The following is a 20,474-nucleotide window of genomic DNA, read 5'->3' on the forward strand; positions in this document are numbered from 1 at the left end:
CCATGTCGCTGATTCCGGACAAGCCCGCCCTGGAGGGCCTCGAGCAGAAGTGGGATGCCGCGTGGACCGACCGCGGCACGTACGTCTTCGACCGCGTCCGCGCCGCCGAGCTGGGCCGCGCGGGAGTCTTCTCGGTCGACACGCCTCCGCCGACGGCATCCGGAAGCCTGCACATCGGTCACGTCTTCAGCTACACCCACACCGATGTGAAGGTGCGCTTCGAGCGCATGCGCGGCAAGACGGTGTTCTACCCGATCGGCTGGGACGACAACGGCCTGCCGACCGAGCGTCGCGTGCAGAACTACTACGGCGTGCGCTGCGACCCGTCGCTGCCGTATGACCCTGATTTCACTCCCCCGTTCTCGGGCGGCGACAACAAGAGCAGCAAGGCCGCCGACCAGGTGCCCATCAGCCGCCGCAACTTCATCGAGCTGTGCGAAGAGCTCACCGTCGAAGACGAGAAGGCCTTCGAGGCGCTGTGGCGCGACCTGGGGCTCAGCGTCGACTGGGGCCAGACGTACCGCACGATTTCCGACGATTCCATCCGCACGAGCCAGCTCGCGTTCCTCCGGAACGTCGAGCGCGGCGAGGCGTACCAGGCGCTCGCCCCCACGCTCTGGGACGTCGACTTCCGCTCCGCGATCGCGCAGGCCGAGCTCGAAGACCGCGACCAGCCCGCCGCCTACCACCGTCTCGGATTCCACAAGACCGACGGCTCGGGCGACGTGTTCATCGAGACGACGCGTCCCGAGCTGCTCGCCGCGTGCGTCGCACTCGTGGCCAACCCCGACGACGAGCGCTACCGGCCGCTGTTCGGGACGACCGTGCGCACTCCCCTGTTCGACGTCGAGGTGCCGGTGCTCCCGCACCCGCTCGCGCAGCAGGACAAGGGTTCGGGCATCGCGATGATCTGCACCTTCGGTGACGTCACCGACATCATCTGGTGGCGCGAACTCGACCTCCCCAACCGCACGATCATCGGCAAGGACGGCCGCATCGTCGCCGACGCGCCCGACGTGATCGTGACGGATGCCGCGCAGGCGGCGTACGCGGAACTGGCGGGCAAGACCGTGTTCAGCGCCAAGAAGCGCATCGTCGAGCTGCTGCAGGAGTCCGGCGAGATGGAGGGCGCGCCGAAGCCGTTCACGCACCCGGTGAAGTTCTTCGAGAAGGGCGACCGCCCGCTCGAGATCGTGTCGACGCGCCAGTGGTACATCCGCAACGGCGCACGCGACGCCGAGCTGCGCGAGCGTCTCATCGCCCTCGGCCGTGAGATGTCGTGGCATCCGGACTTCATGCGCGTGCGCTTCGAGAACTGGACCAACGGGCTCACCGGCGACTGGCTCGTGTCGCGCCAGCGCTTCTTCGGGGTGCCGATCCCGGTCTGGTACGGCCTCGACGAGAACGGCGACCGCGACTACGGCCGCGTGCTCACGCCCGACCTCGCGACGCTCCCGATCGACCCGACGACCGACGTGCCCCCGGGCTACACCGAGGACCAGCGCGGCGTCCCCGGCGGGTTCGAGGCGGAGCAGGACATCCTCGACACGTGGGCGACGTCGTCGCTCACGCCGCAGCTCGCCGGCGGCTGGCAGCGCGACGACGAGCTCTGGAACCTGGTCGCGCCGTTCGACCTGCGTCCGCAGGGTCAGGACATCATCCGCACGTGGCTGTTCTCGACGATGCTCCGCAGCGCCCTCGAGGACGACCGCGCCCCGTGGTCGGACGCAGCCATCTCGGGCTTCATCGTCGACCCCGACCGCAAGAAGATGTCGAAGTCCAAGGGCAACGTCGTCACCCCCGCCGACATCCTCCAGCAGCACGGATCCGACGCAGTGCGCTACTGGGCGGCGTCGAGCCGTCTCGGCACCGATGCGGCCTTCGACCCGCAGAACCCGACGCAGATCAAGATCGGTCGCCGTCTCGCGATCAAGCTGCTGAACGCGGCGAAGTTCGTCCTGTCGTTCCCGGTGCCCGAGGGCGCCGAGGTGACGCACGCGCTGGATGCCTCGATGCTGACGACCCTCGACAAGGTCGTCGCCGACGCGACCACGGCGCTCGAGGCGTACGACCACGCGCGCGCGCTGGAGATCACCGAGTCGTTCTTCTGGACGTTCTGCGACGACTACCTCGAGCTCGTCAAGGAGCGCGCGTACGACCGCTCCGACGCCGGCCAGGCGTCGGCGGCGCTCGCCCTGCGCACCGCGCTGTCGACCCTGACCCGCCTGTTCGCCCCGGTGCTGTCGTTCGCCGCCGAGGAGGTCTGGTCGTGGTTCGAGGAGGGCTCGGTCCACACCGCTGCCTGGCCGCAGCCGCTCGGCATCCAGGGCGACCCGGTCGTGCTGACCGCCGTCGGTGAGGCGCTCATCGGCATCCGGCGCGCCAAGACCGAGGCCAAGGCCTCCCAGAAGACGCCGGTGCTCTCGCTCACGATCCACAGCCCGAACGTCGAGGCGCTGCGCCTCGCCGAGGGCGATCTGCGCGCCGTCGGCCGGATCGAGACGATCACCTTCGTCGAGGCCGACACCACCGCCGTCACCGACATCGTGTTCGCACCCCAGGAGGACTGATGCAACTCGGAACCCGTTGGACCGCCCGTGAGCAGCCGCCGGCTGCCGTGCCCGCGGTGCTGCACGCTCAGATCGCGGCCGTCGAGGCGGCGCTGAACCCCGACGGGCTCAGCGCTCCCGCCCCGCGGTGGACGCTCACGTTCCTCGAGGGGCGTCCGGTCGCCGAGCTCGACACCGGCGTGATCGTCGCGCAGGACGCATCCGGCGAGGTGGTCGTGCGCTACGACGACGAGGACGAGTTCGCCTGAGTGCGGACGAAGGGCCGGGATGCCATGCACCCCGGCCCTTCCTCTTCGTTCACCGCACGCGGAGGTAGGCCTCTGCCGAGAACTCGGGGCGCGCTCCGGCGGCGAGGGCGGTCTCGCGCTGGACGGTGACGTCGATGCGTTCCGCGCGGGCGCGCATCCGGGCGTGGGCGTGGTCGGCGAGGATGCGCGACAGCGCCAGCAGAAGCCGCTCGGGCGTGGTCGGTGTGGCGAGGGGTGCGGTGAGCGCGCTCATCGGATGCCTCCTTCGGTGGGGAGCGGGAAGACGTCGGCACGCATGGTGACCACGCGGAGGCCGTCGCCGGTCTGATCCCGGTAGCGGTCGACGGTTTCGGAGATGACGGCCTGCAGCCGATCGGCGAGCTCCGCCATCTGCGCGACGGTGAGCCGTGCGCTCGCGGTCGAAACGAGGCTCTTGTCGAGCCACTCCTCGTCTTCCTCCCATCCGTGCGTGACGAACGACATGAGCTGCTGCTGGCGAAGCGTGAGCGTCTCGGAGTGCACGGCTTCCATCACGGCGCGTCCGCTCGCGGTGGCGGCCATCTCGGGGTTGATCAGCGTCACCGCGCCCTTCGGGCGCTCCCACCAGCGCTCGCGCGCCGTTCCCCGTCCCGCGACCTCGCGGATCAGGTCCTGTTTGGCAAGGGCCCGCAGGTGGTAGCTGGTCGCGCCGGTGGACTCTCCCGTCAGGGTCGCGAGCCCGCTGGCCGTCTGCGGTCCGTACTGGCTCAGCAGGTCGTAGAGCCGGACGCGGAGCGGGTGCGCCAAGGCTCGCAGCGCACCGGCGTCGAGGACGCGCCCCTCGGGGCGGGAATCGGAGCTCATGCATGCAAAGATACCTTTGCAACACCCTTGTTGCAAACACTTCTTTGGAAACATCCCCACCCGCGGTGACTACGCTGGAGCGATGACGGATGCCGTGACCAATCCCCTCCTCGCTCCGACGCCCCTCCCCTACGATCTGCCGCCGTACGGCAGCATCCGGGTCGAGCACTACCTCCCCGCGTTCCACGAGGCGTTCGCCGCGCAGCGCGCCGAGGTCGACGCGATCACCGCGCAGACCGAAGCCCCGACGTTCGAGAACACCCTCGTCGCGCTGGAGCGCAGCGGCGCGCTGCTCGACCGCGTCGCGCGGACGTTCTACACCGTCTCCTCCGCCGACGGCACCGCGGAGGTGCAGGCCGTCGAGGAGGAGCTGGCGCCGCTCATGTCGGCGCACGGCGACGCGATCCAGCTCGACGCGGCGCTGTACGCGCGCGTCACGGCCGTGCACGACGCTCTCGACAGCCTCGACCTGGATGCCGAGAGCCGGTACCTCGTCGAGCGCCGATACCGTGAGATGTCGCTCGCCGGAGCCGGTCTCGACGACGCGCAGAAGCAGAAGCTCACCGACCTCAACCAGCGTCTCTCCACTCTGACGACGACGTTCGAGAAGAACCTCCTCGCCGACACCAACGAGCTCGCGGTCGTGTTCGACGACGCGGCCGAGCTGGACGGACTGAGCGAGGGCGAGCTCTCCGCCGCGGCGCAGGCCGCCACCGAGCGCGGACTCGACGGGCGCTACGTCGTGACCCTCACGCTGTACACGGGTCACCCGTACCTCGCCTCGCTCACGAACCGCGAGAGCCGTCGCCGACTGCTCGAGGCCTCCCGCGCGCGCGGCACCCGCGGGAACGCCCACGACAACCGCGCCACCCTGCGGGAGATCGTCCGGCTGCGCGCCGAACGGGCCGCCCTCCTCGGCTACTCCTCGCATGCCGCCGCCGTGCTCGCCGATCAGACCGCTGGGTCTCCGGAGGCCGTCCACGACCTGCTGCGCCGCCTCGCGGTGCCCGCGGCCGCGAACGCCCGGGCCGAGCAGGCCGCGCTCCAGCGAATCGCCGACGGCGACGGCATCCGGATCGAGGCGCACGACTGGGCGTTCTACACCGAGAAGGTCCGTGCCGAGCAGTACGACCTGGATCGCGCCGCGCTCCGACCGTGGTTCGAGGCCGAGCGCGTGCTGCGCGACGGCGTGTTCTCCGCCGCCGAGCAGCTGTACGGCCTCCGCATCTCCGAGCGCCACGACCTGCAGGGCTACCACCCCGACGTGCGCGTGTTCGAGGTGCACAACGCCGACGGCAGCGAGCTCGGACTGTTCCTGCTCGACCTTTACACGCGCGACTCCAAGCGCGGCGGCGCGTGGATGAACTCCATCGTCACGCAGTCGCGTCTGCGCGGCACCGCGCCGGTGGTCGTCAACAACCTGAACGTCAACAAGCCCGCGCCCGGCACGCCGACGCTGCTGACGCTCGACGAGGTCACGACACTGTTCCACGAGTTCGGTCACGCGCTGCACGGCCTGTTCGCCACGGTGACGTACCCGCACTTCGCGGGCACCGCGGTGCACCGCGACTTCGTGGAGTTCCCGAGCCAGGTGAACGAGATGTGGATCTTCTGGCCCGAGATCCTCGCGCACTACGCGCGGCATCACGAGACCGGCGAGCCGCTTCCCGCCGACGTCGTCGAGCGTCTCCACGCTTCGGAGGCGTTCAACCAGGGCTTCGCCACGAGCGAGTACCTCGCGGCATCCTGGATCGACCAGGCGTGGCACGGCCTGAGTGTCGACGAGGCCTCGCGCGAGATCGACGTCGCCGCGTTCGAGGCGGCAGCCCTCGCCGACATCGGCCTCGACAACCCGGTGGTCCCGACGCGCTACGCCTCTACCTACTTCGCGCACGTGTTCTCGGGCGGCTACAGCGCCGGGTACTACTCCTACATCTGGAGCGAGGTGCTCGACGCCGACACCGTCGAGTGGTTCCGCGAGAACGGCGGCCTCACCCGCGAGAACGGCGACCGGTTCCGCCAGCGTCTGCTGGGCGTCGGCGGGTCGGGCGACCCGCTCGAGGCCTACCGCGATTTCCGCGGTCGGGATGCCGAGATCCAGCCGCTGCTCGAGCGCCGGGGTCTCACGGTCTGAATGACGACGGTCCCGGTCGCGAGTGCGACCGGGACCGTGGACGTCGGATGTCAGGCGCTCTTGCGTTTCTGCGCCAGCACCAGGGTCGCGGGGGCGCGGTCTTCGACCGACGCGCGCGTGATGACGACCTTCGCCACGTCTTCCGCCGACGGGATGTCGAACATCACCGGACCGAGCACGTCTTCGAGGATCGCACGGAGCCCTCGCGCACCGGTCTTGCGCGCCACGGCGAGGTCGGCGATCGCGCGCAGCGCGTCTTCCTCGAACTCCAGCTGGACTCCGTCGAGCTCGAACATGCGCTGGTACTGCTTGACGAGCGCGTTGCGCGGGGCCGTGAGGATCTCCATCAGCGCGTCCTGATCGAGGGGCGAGACGGAGGCCACGACGGGCAGACGCCCGATGAACTCGGGGATCAAACCGAACTTGTGCAGGTCTTCCGGCAGCACCTCGCTGAAGAGGTCGGGCGCGTCCTCCTTGCGGTGGAGGGGCGCGCCGAAGCCGACACCGTGCTTGCCGACGCGAGAGGAGATGATCTCTTCCAGCCCGGCGAAGGCGCCGGCCACGATGAACAGGACGTTCGTCGTGTCGATCTGGATGAACTCCTGGTGCGGGTGCTTGCGGCCGCCCTGCGGCGGAACCGAGGCGACCGTGCCCTCGAGGATCTTCAGCAACGCCTGCTGCACGCCCTCACCCGAGACGTCGCGCGTGATCGAGGGGTTCTCGGCCTTGCGGGCGATCTTGTCGACCTCGTCGATGTAGATGATGCCGGTCTCGGCGCGCTTCACGTCGAAGTCGGCGGCCTGCAGCAGCTTGAGGAGGATGTTCTCGACATCTTCACCGACGTAGCCGGCCTCGGTGAGGGCCGTGGCATCCGCCACCGCGAAGGGCACGTTGAGACGCTTCGCGAGCGTCTGCGCGAGATAGGTCTTGCCGCACCCGGTCGGCCCCAGGAGCAGGATGTTGCTCTTGGCGATGTCGATCTCTTCGGCGCGCTGCTCGGCGGGCTGCAGGGTGCCGAGCGCCCGCACGCGCTTGTAGTGGTTGTATACGGCGACGGCGAGGGCGCGCTTCGCGGGCTCCTGCCCGACGACGTACTCCTCGAGGAAGCCGAAGATCTCACGGGGCTTCGGAAGGTCGAAGTCGGCGACCTCGCCCGTGGAGGACTCGGCCATGCGCTCTTCGATGATCTCGTTGCACAGCTCGACGCACTCGTCGCAGATGTACACGCCCGGACCGGCGATCAGCTGCTGCACCTGCTTCTGGCTCTTGCCGCAGAAGGAGCATTTGAACAGATCGGCGCTCTCTCCGATGCGTGCCATGCCCGTGCCTCCTCATTCCCGGCCCCACGCCGGAGTGACTTTGAGCCTAACCGGTGCCCGGGACATTCGAGGGTATTTGCGCGAGCGCCGTCGCCGTGATCGCCACGGGCGGACACATGGGCCGCCCTTCGGGGTCTCGGCATCCGTCTCCCCCACCCCTCTTCGCGTGAGTCGCCAAGATCTGTCGCCTCCATCACGCGGGAGGCGACGAATCTTGGCGACTCACGCGCGAAGAACCCGCCGGACACGACGATGCCCCGCCGGACGGATCCGGCGGGGCATCGGGTGGAGCAGGTCAGGCGGTCAGGGCAGCCGGGACGCGCTTGCGGCTCGTCAGCACCTGGTCGACGATGCCGTACTCGAGCGCCTCCTGAGCGGAGAGGATCTTGTCGCGGTCGATGTCCTTGTTGACCTTCGCCACGTCCTGACCCGTGTGGCGGGCCATCGTCTCCTCGAGCCACGTGCGCATGCGCATGATCTCGGCCGCCTGGATCTCGATGTCCGACGCCTGACCGTGACCGGACTCGCCGACGGCGGGCTGGTGGATCAAGATGCGGGCGTTCGGGAGGGCGAGGCGCTTGCCGGGGGCACCGGCCGCGAGCAGAACGGATGCCGCGGATGCCGCCTGGCCGAGCACGACCGTCTGGATCTGGGGCGAGATGTACTGCATCGTGTCGTAGATCGCCGTCATGGCCGTGAAGGAGCCACCGGGCGAGTTGATGTACATGATGATGTCGCGGTCGGGGTCCTGCGACTCGAGCACGAGCAGCTGGGCCATGACGTCGTCGGCCGAGGCGTCGTCGACCTGGACGCCCAGGAAGATGACGCGGTCCTCGAAGAGCTTGTTGTACGGGTCCTGGCGCTTGTAGCCGTAGGCCGTCCGCTCCTCGAACTGGGGCAGGATGTAGCGGCTGCTCGGCATGTGTGCGGCGCCGCCGCCGAAGGTGGGAGTGTGCATTGCGGTGTCCTTTCCTCTCGCCCTCGGCCTCAGGCCGCGGTCCCGCCGCCGCCGGCGACGTCGGTGGCGTGCTCACGCATGTGGTCGACGAAGCCGTACTCGAGCGCCTCCTGGGCGCTGAACCAGCGGTCGCGGTCGCCGTCGGCGTTGATCTGCTCGACGGTCTTGCCGGTCTGGGCGGCCGTGATCTCGGCGAGACGCTTCTTCATGTCGAGGATGAGCTGCGCCTGCGTCTGGATGTCGCTCGCGGTACCGCCGAAGCCACCGTGCGGCTGGTGCAGCAGCACGCGGGCGTTGGGCGTGATGTAGCGCTTGCCCTTGGTGCCGCTGGTGAGCAGGAGCTGGCCCATCGAGGCGGCCATGCCGATGCCGACGGTCACGATGTCGTTCGGGACGAACTGCATGGTGTCGTAGATCGCCATGCCGGCCGTGATCGAGCCGCCGGGCGAGTTGATGTAGAGGTAGATGTCCTTCTGCGAGTCCTCTGCCGCGAGCAGCAGGATCTTGGCGCAGATCTCGTTGGCGTTCTCGTCACGCACCTCCGAACCGAGCCAGATGATGCGGTCCTTGAGCAGCCTGTCGAAGACGCTCGTTGCCATAAGGGGTTCGGGCATGTGTGCTCCTCTTCCGGTGATCTGCAACGAATCTACCGGCGCGGTTCGGGGCGGGTCGCCGTGTTCGCCGCGGGCGGATCAGGCGTGTCCGTCCGCGATTTCGCGGGCGTATCCGGTCACTGATCGCGTGTAGCGCGGCAGGTGCGGAGCGAGGGCCTGAAGGGCGACGGATGCCGCCCGCTCGGACTCCCCCGACGACACCAGCGCGAGCGCGTAGAACGCCGCCGCGGCATCGTGCAGCGGGCCGCGCGGCTCGCGCTCGTACTCCGCCCGCAACAGCTCCCGTGCCTCGTCGATCTTGCCGAGGTTGCGGATCGTGCTGGCCAGCTGGATCGTCGCGCGGGCACGGCGCTCGTCGTCGAGGCCACCGTCCAGCGCCCGGCGGTACAGCACCTCGGCTTCGGCCTCGAGCCCGGCGGAGTCCCGCGCGCCCGCGCGTTCGAAGAGGCCGACCGGGTCGTCCTCGGGCCGTTCGGCCGCGAGGGCGTCGATGCGCTCGATCACCTGCTGCTCGGTCAGCGACGTGTCCTCCCAGACCGCGTCGACGCGTTCCTGCCAGTCGCTCATGGGTGTTCCCTCTCGTGTCGTGCGGTGCAGCGTGTGCCTCGACCGCACCCGGGTTCGATGTCCAAGACACGCCGTTCCACGCTCATCGCATCGGCGTGTCTCGGACACTCGGTTGTCGAGCCGGAACGAGAACAGGGGGCGGATGCCGTGGCATCCACCCCCTGTCGACGAACCGGACGAGTCTTACTCGCTGTCGGCGGCCTTCTTCTTGGCGGGAGCGCGCTTCTTGGCGGGGGCCTTCTTGGGCGCCTCCTCGGCGGCGGCCTCTTCGGCCTCGACGACGGCGTCCGCGTCCGCGGCGGCGTCGGCGATCTCCTGCGCCTCTTCGACGACCTCTTCCTCGGCGTCGGCGGGCTCTTCGCCCTCGACGGCGACGAAGCCGGTCAGGTCGACGGGCTTTCCGTTGCTGTCGACGACGGTGACCTTGCCGAGCGCGATCGCGAGCGCCTTGTTCCGGGCGACCTCGCCGACCATGGCGGGCAGCTGGTTGCCCTGCTGCAGCGCGTTGACGAACTCCTGCGGAGCCATGCCGTACTGCGCGGCCGACTGGATGAGGTACTGCGTGAGCTCGTCCTGCGAGACCTGGACGTTGGCGTCCTCGGCGATCTTGTCGAGGATCATCTGGGTACGGAACTGCTTCTCGCTGGCCTCGGTGACCTCGGCGCGGTGCACGTCGTCCTCGAGGCGGTTCTCGCCCTCGAGGTGCGTGTGGACCTCGTCCTCGATGAGCTGCGGCGGCACGGGGATCTCGACGGCCTCGATGAGGGCCTCGACGAACTTGTCGCGCGCCGCGGCACCCTGCGTGAACACCGACTGCTCGGACACGCGGCCCGCGAGCGAAGCGCGCAGCTCTTCGAGCGTGTCGAACTCGGATGCCATCTGGGCGAAGTCGTCGTCGGCCTCGGGCAGCTCGCGCTCCTTGACGGCCGTGATGGTGACGGAGACCTCGGCCTCTTCGCCGGCGTGCTCGCCGCCGACCAGCTTCGAGCGGAACGTGGTCTGCTCGTCGGCGGTGAGGGAGTCGATGGCCTCGTCGATGCCCTCGAGCAGCTCGCCGGAGCCGACCTCGTACGACACGCCCTCGGCGCGGTCGATCTCGTTGCCGTCGATGGTGGCGACGAGATCGAGCTCGACGAAGTCGCCCTTCGCAGCCGGACGGTCGACGGTCACGAGCGTGCCGAAGCGGGCGCGCAGGCGGTCGAGCTCGGCATCCACGGCGGCGTCGTCGGTCTCGACGGCGTCGACGGTCACCGTGATGGTGTCGTAGGCGGGGAGCTCGAACTCGGGACGCACGTCGACCTCGACGTCGACGACCAGGTCGCCCGAGTAGTCCTTGAGCTCGGGCAGTTCGACGATCTCGGCGCTCGGGCGACCGATGACGCGCAGCTCCTGGTCCTCGACGGCCTGGCGGTAGAACCCGTCGAGACCCTCGTTGACCGCGTGCTCGATGACGGCGCCACGGCCGATGCGCTGGTCGATGATCGGCGCGGGCACCTTGCCCTTGCGGAAGCCGGGGATCTGAACGTCCTGCGCGATGTGCTCGTACGCGTGGGCGATGCTCGGCTTGAGCTCTTCGGGCGAGACCGTGATGTGGAGCTTGACCCGGGTCGGGCTGAGCTTCTCGACGGTGCTGTTGACCATGCGGTGTGTTCTCCTCGTGTGGCCCGCGCGCACGCGGGGGCCGGCTAGGCCTGTGGTCTGTGGGGCCGTTGCGTCGGGGCGACAGGATTTGAACCTGCGGCCTCCCGCTCCCAAAGCGGGCGCTCTACCAAGCTGAGCTACGCCCCGGGGCGACGCGCAGGACGCGTTCGACGAAACGACCCCTGGAAGTCTAGTCGATCGAGGTGTGGGGGCCGGTCTGGGAGTCGAACGGATGCCATGTGCTTCGCCGGGGACACGTCGATCGGGCGACATGTCCCCGGGCGCGAGAACAGGGGATGCCACGAGAACAGGCCATTCCGGACGATGATCGCCTGTTCTGGGCACATGCCCTGTTCCGGCGACGTCGGTGTCCGTGGCACCCGCGGACGTGAAGTAGAGTGGTCGACGCTGCGGTTCGCCGCCGCGGGGATGTAGCTCAATGGTAGAGCCTCAGTCTTCCAAACTGATGGTGCGGGTTCGATTCCCGTCATCCCCTCCATTCGCACCGTATCGGCGGGATTCCGACGACGCACTTCGCTATGTGACGAGCGCGACCGTGGCCAGCCCCGTCGAACCGCCGGCGACCGCGGCGACGCAGGTCCAGATGAGAGCGGCTCGCCATCTGGACGTAGCCGCGCACCACACTGTGGTCAGCACGATGGCGACGACCACAACCCACCCGGTGGCAACCGCCCCCCACAGCGCGATCGGACGCGCGTTGTCCGCACCTGCAATGGTGAGGCCGTAGGTCGCGACCAGCGTGAGAAACGACGCGGCGAGTACATACGTCCACGGGACGGCGACATATCGATCCCACCGACGCAACTCCCGAACCAGGGGTCCTCCCCCGTCGATTGCTCTCTGCACCCGCTTCGGGAGATCGAGATCCGCCGGCATCAGACTGAGCCGTCGTGCGGTCTTCGCGTCCGCATCCAGCCTTCGGAGCATGGCGGCGTAGGCGCGAACCTCCTCCGGCCGTGCGCCGCCGTCAAGTGCGATCGCGAATCGACCTGCCTGATCCGTGTGGCCCAGTCGACGGTAGGCCTCCACGAGCTCCGCGCGGACGTACGGGTCCGTGGGGTCGTCGCGCAGCCGCATCTTCAGCGCGCCCATCGACTCCCGGCGAGAGGAGCGATCCTCGCCCGAGGGGTCCACGGGTGCGCGAGGCGGCGTCATCAACTCATTATGGAGCGACGCTTTGGTCGGGTCCCTCGACGGCTCCGCATCCGTTCGACAGGGGCAGCGCCTGACTGCCGGGGCGTGAGCGCGACCCCGGTTCTGCACAGCGCTGCATTTGATGGTTATCGTACGACCACCGATCGAGCGCTGCCATGAACGCCCGGCGCCGCTTGGTCGACCGGTACGGCAGCCAGTTGAGGCGTCCCGGCTGGACGGCGGTGATCGGCGTGACGACACGCCGTCCATCGGCCGTCCGCCAGACGACCGCCGCGAACTGCAGCTCGGTCACGATGTCCTCGAGGTCGTCCCACGGGATCGTGCGGGACCACAGGAGACCGCGGACGATGACCTGGGTCTCGTCGAACTCCGCGCCGACCGTCGGAATCCGCCACGCCATCACGGCTCCGGCCGCGAGCAGGGGGGCGCCGAGACCCCATAACCACACCTCGCCGACGAGAGCGAAGTGAGCGAGACCGACTCCGCCGAAGAGTGCGCTCCCGGCGCCGACGTAGGCCAGCAATCGCCAGCGCCATCCGGGCCGAAAGCGGGTCATGCTGGCTCCTCGTGGTCACTCGATCCGAGGACGTGAATCCACCGTATCGGGTCGCCCAGCGTGAGAGAACGGGCGGCTCGCGCTCCAGCGGTGCCCTCAGACGTCGGGAAGCACCGCCCGGAACGACTCCGGCAGCACAACGTTCTCCCCCGCCCCGGCGAAGAATCCGGCCACCTGTTCGGGCCGGTAGCCGGCGATGCCGCAGCCGACCTCGGTCACGAGGAACCGCAGCTCCGGGTGCTCGGCTGCAAAAGCGAGGAACCTCCGCGCCTGTTCCTCGAACACGGTCAGCCCCGACATGGTGTCGATGCCGTACGACTGGCCCTGCAGCCCCTCGGACTGGCCCCACACGGCACCGAATCGGTCGAGGGCGAAACGGGCCGCGCCGCCGCCGTGGGCGCCGGAGCCGTTCGACCCGAAGACGAAGACTTCACCGGGCTCGAGCGTCGTGATGTGCATGGCGCCACGCTACGCAGAAGCGCCGGCCCGACGAGGGGGTTGCCTCGCCGTAGGCTCGAACAGATGATCGCGTGGGCGAACCGCTGGCAGATCCCGCTGTACCTCGCGGGGATGCTCGTCGGCGGTGCGGTCGGGCTCGCCGTTCCGGGAAGCGCGGGCGCGCTCGAGACGCTCGTCACCCCCGCGCTGATCCTCCTGCTGTTCGCGACGTTCCTCGCCGTGCCGTTCGCCGAGATCGGCCGGGCGCTCCGCGATGTGCGCTTCCTCATCGCGGTCCTGGTCCTGAACTTCGTCCTCGTCCCGATCCTCGTGTTCGGTCTCTCGCGGTTCGTCGCGTACGACCGCGCTCTGCTCGTCGGCGTCCTGCTGGTGCTCCTCTGCCCCTGCATCGACTACGTCGTCGTGTTCACGCGGCTCGCCGGGGGCTCGGCATCCCGTCTTCTCGCTGTCTCGCCGGTGCTGATGCTCGGTCAACTCGCCCTGCTCCCGGTTTTCCTCGGAATCCTGGCGGGTCCCGACCTCCCGGGCGCGATCGCCGTCAACCCGTTCCTCGGAGCGTTCGCACTGTTCATCGCCCTGCCGATGGGGGCCGCCGCGCTCACGCAGCTGCTGGCGCGCCGGTTCCACGCCGCCCGCGCTGTCGAGAGGACGATGGATGCCAACATGGTGCCGCTTCTCGTCGTCACCCTCGCCGTGGTCGTCGGCGCGCAGATCGATGTTCTGCGCACGCACGCGGAGGAGCTCCTCGCGGTCGTGCCGATCTACGTCGCGTTCCTCGTCGTGGCGCCGGTGCTCGGCATCCTGGTCGCCCGGGTGTTCCGCCAGGACGGCCCCACCGCACGAGCGACGGTGTTCTCGGGCTCGACGCGGAACTCCCTCGTCGTGCTCCCGCTCGCGCTGGCCCTGCCCGAGCCGCTCGCTCTGGCACCCGCCGCCGTCGTCACGCAGACGCTCGTCGAGCTCGTGGGAATGATCGCACTGGTGCGGGTGGTGCCGCGGATCCTCGCGCGGTGAGTCAGGCCTGAGCCGCCGAGTGCCGTTCGACGTGGGCGAGGTACGTCTGCGCGTTGCGGAGGATGCCGGCCCGCTCCTCGGGCGTCAGTGCGCGCCGGACCTTGGCGGGGACTCCCGCGACGAGGGAGCCCTCCGGGACCACCGTGCCCTCGAGGACGACCGCTCCCCCGGCGACAAGGCATCCGGGTCCGATCTGAGCGCCCGAGAGCACGACGCTGCCCATCCCGATGAGCGAACCGTCGCCGATCGTGCAGCCGTGGACGACGGCGTTGTGGCCCACCGACACGTCGGCTCCGATCGTCACCGGACGCCCGCGATCGACGTGCACCGAGACGTTGTCCTGCAGATTGCTCCGCGGTCCGAGCACGATCGCGGCGCTGTCGCCGCGCACGACGGCGTTGTACCAGACGCTCGATCCCTCGCTCAGGGTGACCGCTCCGATCACGCGAGCCCCGGATGCCACGAACGCCGTCTCATGCACCTCCGGCGTCGCGTCGGGAAGGGCGAGGACCGTGGCATCCGGAGCGATCGTCATGCGCCGACACTATCGCGCGGGTGAGGTGAGGATTGCCTTTCCACCAGGGATTTAGCCGAGCCTCATCTTGCTTGCGGAATGTTCGCGCGTGAGTAGCGTTGGTGTCATCACGACTTCGGTACAACACTCAGGAGACCTCATGAGCACCGTTCAGACGCCCGCCGCCACCACCGTCGACTCGACCATGGCCTCCAGCACCGCGCAGTTCCTCTCGCCGATCGTCCTCGGCCTCGAAGCCCTCGTCGTCAACGGCAAGCAGGCGCACTGGCACGTCCGTGGCTCCAACTTCATCGGCGTGCACGAACTCCTCGACACCGTCGTCGCCCACGCGCAGGACTGGGCCGACCTCGCCGCCGAGCGCATCGTCGCCCTCGGCCTGCCGATCGACTCGCGTCTGTCGACCGTCGCCGCCAAGGCGAAGGAGACCGCCGTCCCCGCCGGCTTCGCTCAGTCCGACGTCGTCATCCGCGCGGTGATCGCCGACATCGACGCCGTCCTCGTCGACATCCAGACCGCCATCGACGGCCTCGACGAGACCGACCTGTCGAGCCAGGACGTCGCGATCGAGATCAAGCGCGGCCTCGACAAGGACCGCTGGTTCCTCTTCGCGCACCTCGCGGCCTGAGCCGAGGTTTCCAAGGGGGCGGCGCGTCGGCGTCGCCCCCTTTTCTTTTGCGTGAGTCGCCAGGATTTGTCGCCTCCACGCGCGGTCAAGCGACAAATCGTGGCGACTCACGCACACGCGCACCCGCCCCGGGCGCACGCGAGCGTTTCAGGACGCGTGCGTCACGCGACCGGCGAGGAGCGTCGTGCGCACGGGCATCGCGCGCAGGGCTTGCTCGTCGGCGGTGCGCGGATCGGCATCCACGATGACGAGATCCGCGCGGGCGCCGGGGGCGATCTCGGCCGGGGCCGTCGAGCCGCCGGCGGTGGATGCCGCGATAGCGGTGTCGATGTCGACCCGCTGATGCGGCTGCCACGCGTCACGCCCGTCGCGCGTGCGGAACACCGCCGACGCGATAGCGCCCCACGGGTCGAGCGGCGCGACCGGAGCGTCGGAGCCGAAGCGCAGATTCGCGCCGCTGTCGGCCAGGGCGCGCAGGGGGTAGGGCTGCGCGGACTGCCCGGCCCAGACGGCATCCGTCATGTCGCGGTCGTCGATCGCGTGCTCGGGCTGGACACTCGCGGCGACCCCGAGCCGAGCGAACCGCGGGATGTCGGCGTGGGACACGAGCTGGGCGTGCTCGATCGTGCCGACCGCCCCGGTCAGGGCGTAGGCATCGAGGGCGTGGGCGTTCGCGACGTCGCCGATCGCGTGGATCGCGCATTCCAGACCCGCCGCGGTCGCCCGCGTCATCAGCTCGACGAGTTCGTCGGGCGGGATCGTGAGAAGCCCGTGGTTGTCGACGTCGCCCGGGTAGTGGTGGGCGCAGGCGGCGGTCCGCGTTCCGAGCGAGCCGTCGGTGATGGCCTTGAGCGGACCCACGCGCACCAAGGCGTTCGCCGCGCCGCGCACGGGGTCGCCGGTGCGCAGGCCCTCGGCGATCGCGCGATCGAGGTGCTGCGGGTAGGTGCCGTACGACACCCGTAGCGTGTCGAAGCCGCGCGCGACGCGGCGCTGCCACGGCTCGTCGTTCCAGGTCATGTCGAGGTCGACGAGTCCGACGAGTCCGCGTGCGGCGGCGGCACGCGCCATCCGCTCGACGGCGCGATCCCCCACCTCGGGGTCGACCGCGTTGATCCGTCGGGAGATCTCGAAGGCGTCTTCTTCGCGCAGGACCCCGGATGCCGGGGGCTCGAATCCTTCGCGCCGGAAGGCCGCGGAGTTCAGCCAGACGCTGTGCACGTCGGCGTTGACGAGGTACGTCGGGACCTCGCCGGTCGCGGCATCCAGGAGTTCGAGGGTCGGCTCGTCGGGCCAGAGACCGTCGCGGAAGCCCACACCGACGCGGCGGCCGCCGTCGCCCACCGGCGCTGCGGCCATGATCGACGCCGCCTCGCGCGCCGACGCCGCCTCGCCGAGCGCGACGCGGTCGGCCGTGAGCGCCCACTGCAGAACGTGCACGTGGTGGTCCCACAGCCCGGGGAGCAGCCAGCCGCCCTCTCCGTCCACGACGAGGCCGCGCGGGCGGAGGTTCCCCGTCGGCGCGATGTCGACGATGCGGCCGTCCGCGAGCACGAGATCGACGGGTTCATCCGGTGTCGGGAGGAAGTCCCGCCCCGGGCCGGCCACCCGGACGGCCCGCACGAAGGCCATGGTCTCGCCGATCATGCGCGTCCTGCCGGACGGCGCGCGTCTGCGGCGCGCTGCATCTCAGCGGCCAGCGAGGGGTTCGCGTACGGCCCGTCACCGAGCCCGGCGATGATCGTGTCGACGACCTCCACGGGACGGTTCTGGCTCAGCTTCCGCTTGCCCACCACCCGCGTCGGAGTCAGACGGAAACCGACGGTGCCCGCGGCGAGTCGGTCGACGAAGGCGGCGTCGTTCGGCGCACGGTACAGGCCGCGACCGTCCTCCCCCTCGAAACGCTCCACCAGTCGGTCGAGCACGCGCAGATTCTCCTCGGGCGTGAGGATCTCCGGGATGCCGCTGAGGTGCGCCGACACGAAGTTCCAGGTCGGCACGGCCGGGCCGTCGCCGTACCAGCGCGGCGTGATGTATCCGTGCGGGCCCTGCACGACGACGAGCAACTCGCGCTCACCGAGACCGAGGATCGCGTCGTCCGGCTTGCCGACGTGTCCCACGATCGTGAGGTCGTCACGGCTTTCGTCGAGCAGGACGGCGTAGTGCGAAGCGACCAGGCCGTCGGGGGTCGACGCGACGAGCGTGACCCAGGGATGATGCTCGATCAGGCGTCGGATCTCGCCGACGTCGGTCATCGCGAAACTCGGATTCTGCCGCACCGGATCAGCCTAGAACGCTCACGCCTGGCAGCGCGGGCACCAGTACAGCTTGCGTCCGGCCGCTTCCTCGACGAGCACCGTGGTGCCGCACAACCGGCACGGGAGACCCGCCCGGTGGTACACCCAGTGCCGGTCGTCGCGGTGGGCCATGGCGCGTCGGTACGCCTCGGGGTCGAGGTCGTCCATCGTCATCATCTGACCGGTCTCGACGCCGATCGCCAGAAGCCGGACCCAGTCGCGCCACATCTCGCGCGCGGTCTCCTCGCGGACGTCGCGGCCCGGCGTGTGCGGGTTCTGCCGGGCACGGAAGAGGATCTCGGCGCGATAGACGTTGCCGATCCCGCTGACCACCGACTGGTCCATGAGCAGCAGCCCGATGGCCGTCGGCTTTCGCCGCACCGTGGCGACGAACCGCTCCTCCCCCTCGGCGACGTCGTCGACGAGCGGGTCGGGGCCGAGCTTGGCGATCGTCGCGGCGACCTCATCGGGCGTCTGGAGCGCGCACGCGGTGGGCCCGCGCAGGTCGGCGCACGTCGTCTCGGTGAGCAGGCGCAGACGCACCGCACCGACGACGGGCGGCGGCCACTCGGTCTGCTCCTCGAGCCCGGTCGTCTGCTCGGACATGCGCACGCGTGCGCGCCGCGGAGCGCCGATCGAGGTGAGGGAGTTCTCGCCGGCGGCATCCATGATCGGCTCGTCGAGGACGGTGCCGCGCTGGTTCGTGTGCCCCATGCGACCGTTCGCCGAGGCGATCGTCGCATCGATCGCGACCTCGCCCGAGAAATCCCAGGCGCCGTACATGCCGAGGTGCACCCTCAGCCACACGTCGGGGTCGAACCGCAGGAACATCTGCTTGCCGACGGCACGCACCTCGAGCGCTTCACGGCCGTCGAGGACCGCGGCCCCTTCGACGAATCGTCCCTGAGGACTGGATGCCGCGACGGCGCGGCCCACGATGTTGCGGTCGAACTGACGGGCGATGCGGTGGACGGAATGCCCTTCGGGCATCAGCCTGCCTCGGGATCGAACGTGTCGCTGGCGTCGAGGACGTCGGGTCGCGCAGCCGCCTCGCGAGGATCGGGCAGCAGGATGCCGTCCTGCTCGTAGGCCGCGAGCTGGGCGATGCGCCGGGCGTGGCGCTCTTCGCCCGAGAACGGGGTCGCGATGAAGCGGTCGATGAAGGACGCGGCCTCGTCGAACGTGTGCTGGCGCGCGCCGATGGCGATCACGTTGGCGTCGTTGTGCTCGCGCGCCAGTTCGGCCGTCGCGATGCTCCAGACGAGCGCCGCGCGGATCCCGGGAACCTTGTTCGCGGCGATCTGCTCGCCGTTGCCCGAGCCGCCGAAGACCACACCCAGCGTCTCGACGCCATCGGCCTGATCGCGGACGACCGCCTGGGCCGCGCGGATGCAGAAGGCCGGGTAGTCGTCGAGGGGGTCGTACTCGATGGGGCCGTGATCGACGACCTCGTGGCCCTGGGAGGCGAGGTGGTGCTGCAGCTGGGTGGAGAACTCGAGACCGGCGTGATCGGTGCCGATGTGAATGCGCATGCGCCCATCCTAGGGACGGCCGCCGACACCGCGGGCGCGAACGACGACGCCGCCCGCCCTCGGCGAGGGACGAGCGGCGTCGAACGGTGTCAGGGGCGCAGACCCGCGGCGACGGGCTTGAATCCGGCGCGGACGTTCTCGCAGCAGCCGGGGCGGCACACGTCGTACCAGGGGCCCAGGTCGGTCAGGTGCGGACGTTCCGCCTTCGGCGTGCCCTTCAGGCGCTCCTCGACGAGGTCGACGAGTCCGGACACGTACGCGGGGTCGATACCCGGCGTAGGCGTGCGGACGGCGCGGATGCCGGCTTCCTCCGCCGCTTCCATCGCCTCGGTGTCGAGGTCCCACAGAACTTCCATGTGGTCGCTGACGAAGCCGAGCGGCACGATCACCACGGCCTCGGCACCGCGGCCCGGGAGCTCGGCGATGACGTCGTTCACGTCCGGCTCGAGCCAGGGCTGCGTGGGAGGGCCGGAACGCGACTGGTACACCAGCTCCCACTCGACGTCGGCGACGGCGGCGGCGACCTCGGCCATCACGAATGCCGCGACGGCCTTGTGCTGCGCCTCGTACGCGCCGCCCTCGCCGAAGTCGACGTCGCGGGGGCCCGAGCGCTCGGCGTCGGCGGTGGGGATCGAGTGGGTGGAGAAGAGCACACGGATCTTCTCGGGTGCGATGCCGTCCGCGACGTACGCCGACACGGCATCCCTCACTCCCTCGACGAAGGTCGAGACGAAGCCGGGGTGGTCGAAGAACTGCCGCACCTTGTCGATCGTGACCGTCTCGCCGAGGCCGGTCGCCTCGAGCACGCGCGCGTAGTCCTCGCGGTACTGACGGCAGCTCGAGAACGAGCTGTACGCGCTCGTCGCGATCGCGAGCAGCCTCGTGTCACCGGCTTCGGCGGCCTCGGCGACGGCCTCCTCCAGGTACGGCGACCAGTTGCGGTTGCCCCAGTAGACGGGGAGATTCAGCCCGCGGCGCGCGATCTCGGCCTCGAGCGCCGCCTTCAACTGGCGATTGTGCTCGTTGATCGGGCTCACGCCGCCGAAGTGGCGATAGTGGTGGGCGACCTCTTCCAGTCGCTCATCCGGGATACCGCGTCCGCGCGTGACGTTGCGAAGGAAGGGGATGACGTCGTCCTGGCCCTCCGGTCCGCCGAATCCGGCGAGGAGGATCGCGTCGTAGGCCACGGGGGTCTCGACCCACTGGGGTCCGGATGCCGCGGCGGGAGACGCGTAGAGGACGGTCTCGGGGGTGGTGTCCATGTCGGTCGTGCTCACCCCGACATCCTCCCACCTGAGCGATCAGCCCGGCCGTGGGGTATCTCGACACTAGGCTTATACGGTTGTCGTCGGCGCCAGCAGTGTCATCCGCAGCAGTGCCATCCGC

General features: G+C 69.6%; 21 protein-coding genes and 2 tRNA genes. 6 read left to right on the forward strand and 17 right to left on the reverse strand.

The window, feature by feature from the left end; genetic code table 11:
* The first annotated feature begins 2 nt into the window (after positions 1-2).
* Both valS and P8R59_RS15285 read left to right on the forward strand, forming a co-directional pair.
* A complete protein-coding gene (gene valS / locus P8R59_RS15280; protein ID WP_278101754.1) occupies positions 3-2,570 on the forward strand; it encodes a valine--tRNA ligase in 2,568 nt (855 codons plus the stop codon).
* On the forward strand, positions 2,570-2,818 hold the full coding sequence (locus P8R59_RS15285) for a hypothetical protein (protein WP_022878819.1): 249 nt from the start codon (positions 2,570-2,572) through the stop codon (positions 2,816-2,818). Before valS ends, P8R59_RS15285 begins: the two co-directional genes overlap by 1 nt.
* A gap of 49 nt (positions 2,819-2,867) precedes the next feature.
* Here the strand turns inward: P8R59_RS15285 and P8R59_RS15290 are convergent, their stop codons facing one another.
* Together P8R59_RS15290 and P8R59_RS15295 are read right to left on the reverse strand one after the other, a co-directional pair.
* Positions 2,868-3,071, reverse strand: a complete 204-nt coding sequence (locus tag P8R59_RS15290) for a hypothetical protein (protein WP_278101755.1) — start codon at positions 3,069-3,071, stop codon at positions 2,868-2,870.
* Entirely contained in the window at positions 3,068-3,661 is a 594-nt protein-coding gene (locus P8R59_RS15295) for a winged helix-turn-helix domain-containing protein (RefSeq protein ID WP_278101756.1), read from the reverse strand. The genes P8R59_RS15290 and P8R59_RS15295 overlap by 4 nt, the downstream gene beginning before the upstream one ends.
* An 82-nt stretch (positions 3,662-3,743) precedes the next feature.
* On the opposite strand from P8R59_RS15295, the gene P8R59_RS15300 reads away from it, so the two are divergent.
* Positions 3,744-5,795: a M3 family metallopeptidase gene (locus P8R59_RS15300; protein ID WP_278101757.1), complete on the forward strand. Its 2,052-nt coding sequence runs from the start codon at positions 3,744-3,746 to the stop codon at positions 5,793-5,795.
* A 50-nt stretch (positions 5,796-5,845) separates the two neighbouring features.
* On the opposite strand, the gene clpX is transcribed toward P8R59_RS15300, so the two are convergent.
* From clpX to P8R59_RS15330, 6 genes are all read right to left on the reverse strand, one after another.
* Complete coding sequence (gene clpX / locus P8R59_RS15305) at positions 5,846-7,114, reverse strand: ATP-dependent Clp protease ATP-binding subunit ClpX (RefSeq protein ID WP_077051568.1); 1,269 nt, start codon at positions 7,112-7,114, stop codon at positions 5,846-5,848.
* A 295-nt stretch (positions 7,115-7,409) separates the two neighbouring features.
* A complete protein-coding gene (locus P8R59_RS15310; RefSeq protein WP_278101758.1) occupies positions 7,410-8,072 on the reverse strand; it encodes an ATP-dependent Clp protease proteolytic subunit in 663 nt (220 codons plus the stop codon).
* A gap of 29 nt (positions 8,073-8,101) precedes the next feature.
* Positions 8,102-8,686: an ATP-dependent Clp protease proteolytic subunit gene (locus tag P8R59_RS15315; protein ID WP_278101759.1), complete on the reverse strand. Its 585-nt coding sequence runs from the start codon at positions 8,684-8,686 to the stop codon at positions 8,102-8,104.
* Positions 8,687-8,764: 78 nt separating this feature from the next.
* Positions 8,765-9,253 (reverse strand): tetratricopeptide repeat protein, encoded by a 489-nt coding sequence (locus P8R59_RS15320; RefSeq protein WP_278101760.1) that lies wholly within the window; start codon positions 9,251-9,253, stop codon positions 8,765-8,767.
* Positions 9,254-9,436: 183 nt separating this feature from the next.
* Positions 9,437-10,894 (reverse strand): trigger factor, encoded by a 1,458-nt coding sequence (gene tig / locus P8R59_RS15325; RefSeq protein WP_278101761.1) that lies wholly within the window; start codon positions 10,892-10,894, stop codon positions 9,437-9,439.
* 73 nt (positions 10,895-10,967) lie between these two features.
* Positions 10,968-11,041: transfer RNA gene (locus P8R59_RS15330), tRNA-Pro, on the reverse strand.
* A gap of 278 nt (positions 11,042-11,319) precedes the next feature.
* On the opposite strand from P8R59_RS15330, the gene P8R59_RS15335 reads away from it, so the two are divergent.
* Positions 11,320-11,393 (forward strand) — tRNA-Gly (locus P8R59_RS15335).
* Between the two features lie 38 nt (positions 11,394-11,431).
* Here P8R59_RS15335 and P8R59_RS15340 read toward each other — a convergent pair.
* From P8R59_RS15340 to P8R59_RS15350, 3 genes are all read right to left on the reverse strand, one after another.
* Positions 11,432-12,007 carry a hypothetical protein gene (locus P8R59_RS15340; RefSeq protein WP_278101762.1) on the reverse strand — a complete coding sequence of 192 codons (576 nt, stop codon included), beginning with the start codon at positions 12,005-12,007 and terminating at the stop codon, positions 11,432-11,434.
* 70 nt (positions 12,008-12,077) lie between these two features.
* The gene (locus P8R59_RS15345) at positions 12,078-12,626 is read right to left on the reverse strand and encodes a hypothetical protein (protein WP_278101763.1); all 549 of its coding nucleotides are present in this window, start codon (positions 12,624-12,626) and stop codon (positions 12,078-12,080) included.
* 96 nt (positions 12,627-12,722) lie between these two features.
* Positions 12,723-13,085 (reverse strand): A1S_2505 family phage non-structural protein, encoded by a 363-nt coding sequence (locus P8R59_RS15350; RefSeq protein ID WP_278101764.1) that lies wholly within the window; start codon positions 13,083-13,085, stop codon positions 12,723-12,725.
* Between the two features lie 63 nt (positions 13,086-13,148).
* Here P8R59_RS15350 and P8R59_RS15355 point away from each other — a divergent pair, with 63 nt between their 5' ends.
* Complete coding sequence (locus P8R59_RS15355) at positions 13,149-14,099, forward strand: arsenic resistance protein (RefSeq protein WP_278101765.1); 951 nt, start codon at positions 13,149-13,151, stop codon at positions 14,097-14,099.
* 1 nt (position 14,100) lies between these two features.
* On the opposite strand, the gene P8R59_RS15360 is transcribed toward P8R59_RS15355, so the two are convergent.
* Positions 14,101-14,634, reverse strand: coding sequence for a gamma carbonic anhydrase family protein (locus tag P8R59_RS15360; RefSeq protein WP_278101766.1), 534 nt, complete (start codon positions 14,632-14,634; stop codon positions 14,101-14,103).
* A 139-nt stretch (positions 14,635-14,773) separates the two neighbouring features.
* Here P8R59_RS15360 and P8R59_RS15365 point away from each other — a divergent pair, with 139 nt between their 5' ends.
* Positions 14,774-15,259 (forward strand): Dps family protein, encoded by a 486-nt coding sequence (locus P8R59_RS15365; protein WP_278101767.1) that lies wholly within the window; start codon positions 14,774-14,776, stop codon positions 15,257-15,259.
* Positions 15,260-15,406: 147 nt separating this feature from the next.
* Here the strand turns inward: P8R59_RS15365 and P8R59_RS15370 are convergent, their stop codons facing one another.
* The 5 genes from P8R59_RS15370 to P8R59_RS15390 form a co-directional block, all read right to left on the reverse strand.
* The gene (locus P8R59_RS15370; RefSeq protein WP_431606861.1) at positions 15,407-16,906 is read right to left on the reverse strand and encodes an amidohydrolase; all 1,500 of its coding nucleotides are present in this window, start codon (positions 16,904-16,906) and stop codon (positions 15,407-15,409) included.
* Positions 16,903-17,538 (reverse strand): FMN-binding negative transcriptional regulator, encoded by a 636-nt coding sequence (locus P8R59_RS15375; RefSeq protein WP_278101768.1) that lies wholly within the window; start codon positions 17,536-17,538, stop codon positions 16,903-16,905. Before P8R59_RS15375 ends, P8R59_RS15370 begins: the two co-directional genes overlap by 4 nt.
* A gap of 18 nt (positions 17,539-17,556) precedes the next feature.
* A complete protein-coding gene (locus P8R59_RS15380) occupies positions 17,557-18,546 on the reverse strand; it encodes an Fpg/Nei family DNA glycosylase (protein WP_278101769.1) in 990 nt (329 codons plus the stop codon).
* Positions 18,546-19,088, reverse strand: a complete 543-nt coding sequence (locus P8R59_RS15385; RefSeq protein ID WP_278101770.1) for a ribose-5-phosphate isomerase — start codon at positions 19,086-19,088, stop codon at positions 18,546-18,548. Before P8R59_RS15385 ends, P8R59_RS15380 begins: the two co-directional genes overlap by 1 nt.
* Before the next feature lie 89 nt (positions 19,089-19,177).
* Positions 19,178-20,350 carry a ferrochelatase gene (locus tag P8R59_RS15390; RefSeq protein WP_278103842.1) on the reverse strand — a complete coding sequence of 391 codons (1,173 nt, stop codon included), beginning with the start codon at positions 20,348-20,350 and terminating at the stop codon, positions 19,178-19,180.
* Positions 20,351-20,474: the final 124 nt, after the last annotated feature.

It is taken from the genome of Microbacterium proteolyticum, assembly GCF_029639405.1.
Classification (GTDB): Bacteria; Actinomycetota; Actinomycetes; order Actinomycetales; family Microbacteriaceae; genus Microbacterium.

Excerpts from the sequence above, each read along its gene's own strand:
- valS (WP_278101754.1), top strand. The coding sequence starts at position 3 with ATGTCGCTGATTCCGGACAAGCCCGCCCTGGAGGGCCTCGAGCAGAAG.
- P8R59_RS15285 (WP_022878819.1), top strand. The coding sequence starts at position 2,570 with ATGCAACTCGGAACCCGTTGGACCGCCCGTGAGCAGCCGCCGGCTGCC.
- P8R59_RS15290 (WP_278101755.1), bottom strand. The coding sequence starts at position 3,071 with ATGAGCGCGCTCACCGCACCCCTCGCCACACCGACCACGCCCGAGCGG.
- P8R59_RS15295 (WP_278101756.1), bottom strand. The coding sequence starts at position 3,661 with ATGAGCTCCGATTCCCGCCCCGAGGGGCGCGTCCTCGACGCCGGTGCG.
- P8R59_RS15300 (WP_278101757.1), top strand. The coding sequence starts at position 3,744 with ATGACGGATGCCGTGACCAATCCCCTCCTCGCTCCGACGCCCCTCCCC.
- clpX (WP_077051568.1), bottom strand. The coding sequence starts at position 7,114 with ATGGCACGCATCGGAGAGAGCGCCGATCTGTTCAAATGCTCCTTCTGC.
- P8R59_RS15310 (WP_278101758.1), bottom strand. The coding sequence starts at position 8,072 with ATGCACACTCCCACCTTCGGCGGCGGCGCCGCACACATGCCGAGCAGC.
- P8R59_RS15315 (WP_278101759.1), bottom strand. The coding sequence starts at position 8,686 with ATGCCCGAACCCCTTATGGCAACGAGCGTCTTCGACAGGCTGCTCAAG.
- P8R59_RS15320 (WP_278101760.1), bottom strand. The coding sequence starts at position 9,253 with ATGAGCGACTGGCAGGAACGCGTCGACGCGGTCTGGGAGGACACGTCG.
- tig (WP_278101761.1), bottom strand. The coding sequence starts at position 10,894 with ATGGTCAACAGCACCGTCGAGAAGCTCAGCCCGACCCGGGTCAAGCTC.
- P8R59_RS15340 (WP_278101762.1), bottom strand. The coding sequence starts at position 12,007 with ATGGGCGCGCTGAAGATGCGGCTGCGCGACGACCCCACGGACCCGTAC.
- P8R59_RS15345 (WP_278101763.1), bottom strand. The coding sequence starts at position 12,626 with ATGACCCGCTTTCGGCCCGGATGGCGCTGGCGATTGCTGGCCTACGTC.
- P8R59_RS15350 (WP_278101764.1), bottom strand. The coding sequence starts at position 13,085 with ATGCACATCACGACGCTCGAGCCCGGTGAAGTCTTCGTCTTCGGGTCG.
- P8R59_RS15355 (WP_278101765.1), top strand. The coding sequence starts at position 13,149 with ATGATCGCGTGGGCGAACCGCTGGCAGATCCCGCTGTACCTCGCGGGG.
- P8R59_RS15360 (WP_278101766.1), bottom strand. The coding sequence starts at position 14,634 with ATGACGATCGCTCCGGATGCCACGGTCCTCGCCCTTCCCGACGCGACG.
- P8R59_RS15365 (WP_278101767.1), top strand. The coding sequence starts at position 14,774 with ATGAGCACCGTTCAGACGCCCGCCGCCACCACCGTCGACTCGACCATG.
- P8R59_RS15370 (WP_431606861.1), bottom strand. The coding sequence starts at position 16,906 with ATGATCGGCGAGACCATGGCCTTCGTGCGGGCCGTCCGGGTGGCCGGC.
- P8R59_RS15380 (WP_278101769.1), bottom strand. The coding sequence starts at position 18,546 with ATGCCCGAAGGGCATTCCGTCCACCGCATCGCCCGTCAGTTCGACCGC.
- P8R59_RS15385 (WP_278101770.1), bottom strand. The coding sequence starts at position 19,088 with ATGCGCATTCACATCGGCACCGATCACGCCGGTCTCGAGTTCTCCACC.
- P8R59_RS15390 (WP_278103842.1), bottom strand. The coding sequence starts at position 20,350 with ATGGACACCACCCCCGAGACCGTCCTCTACGCGTCTCCCGCCGCGGCA.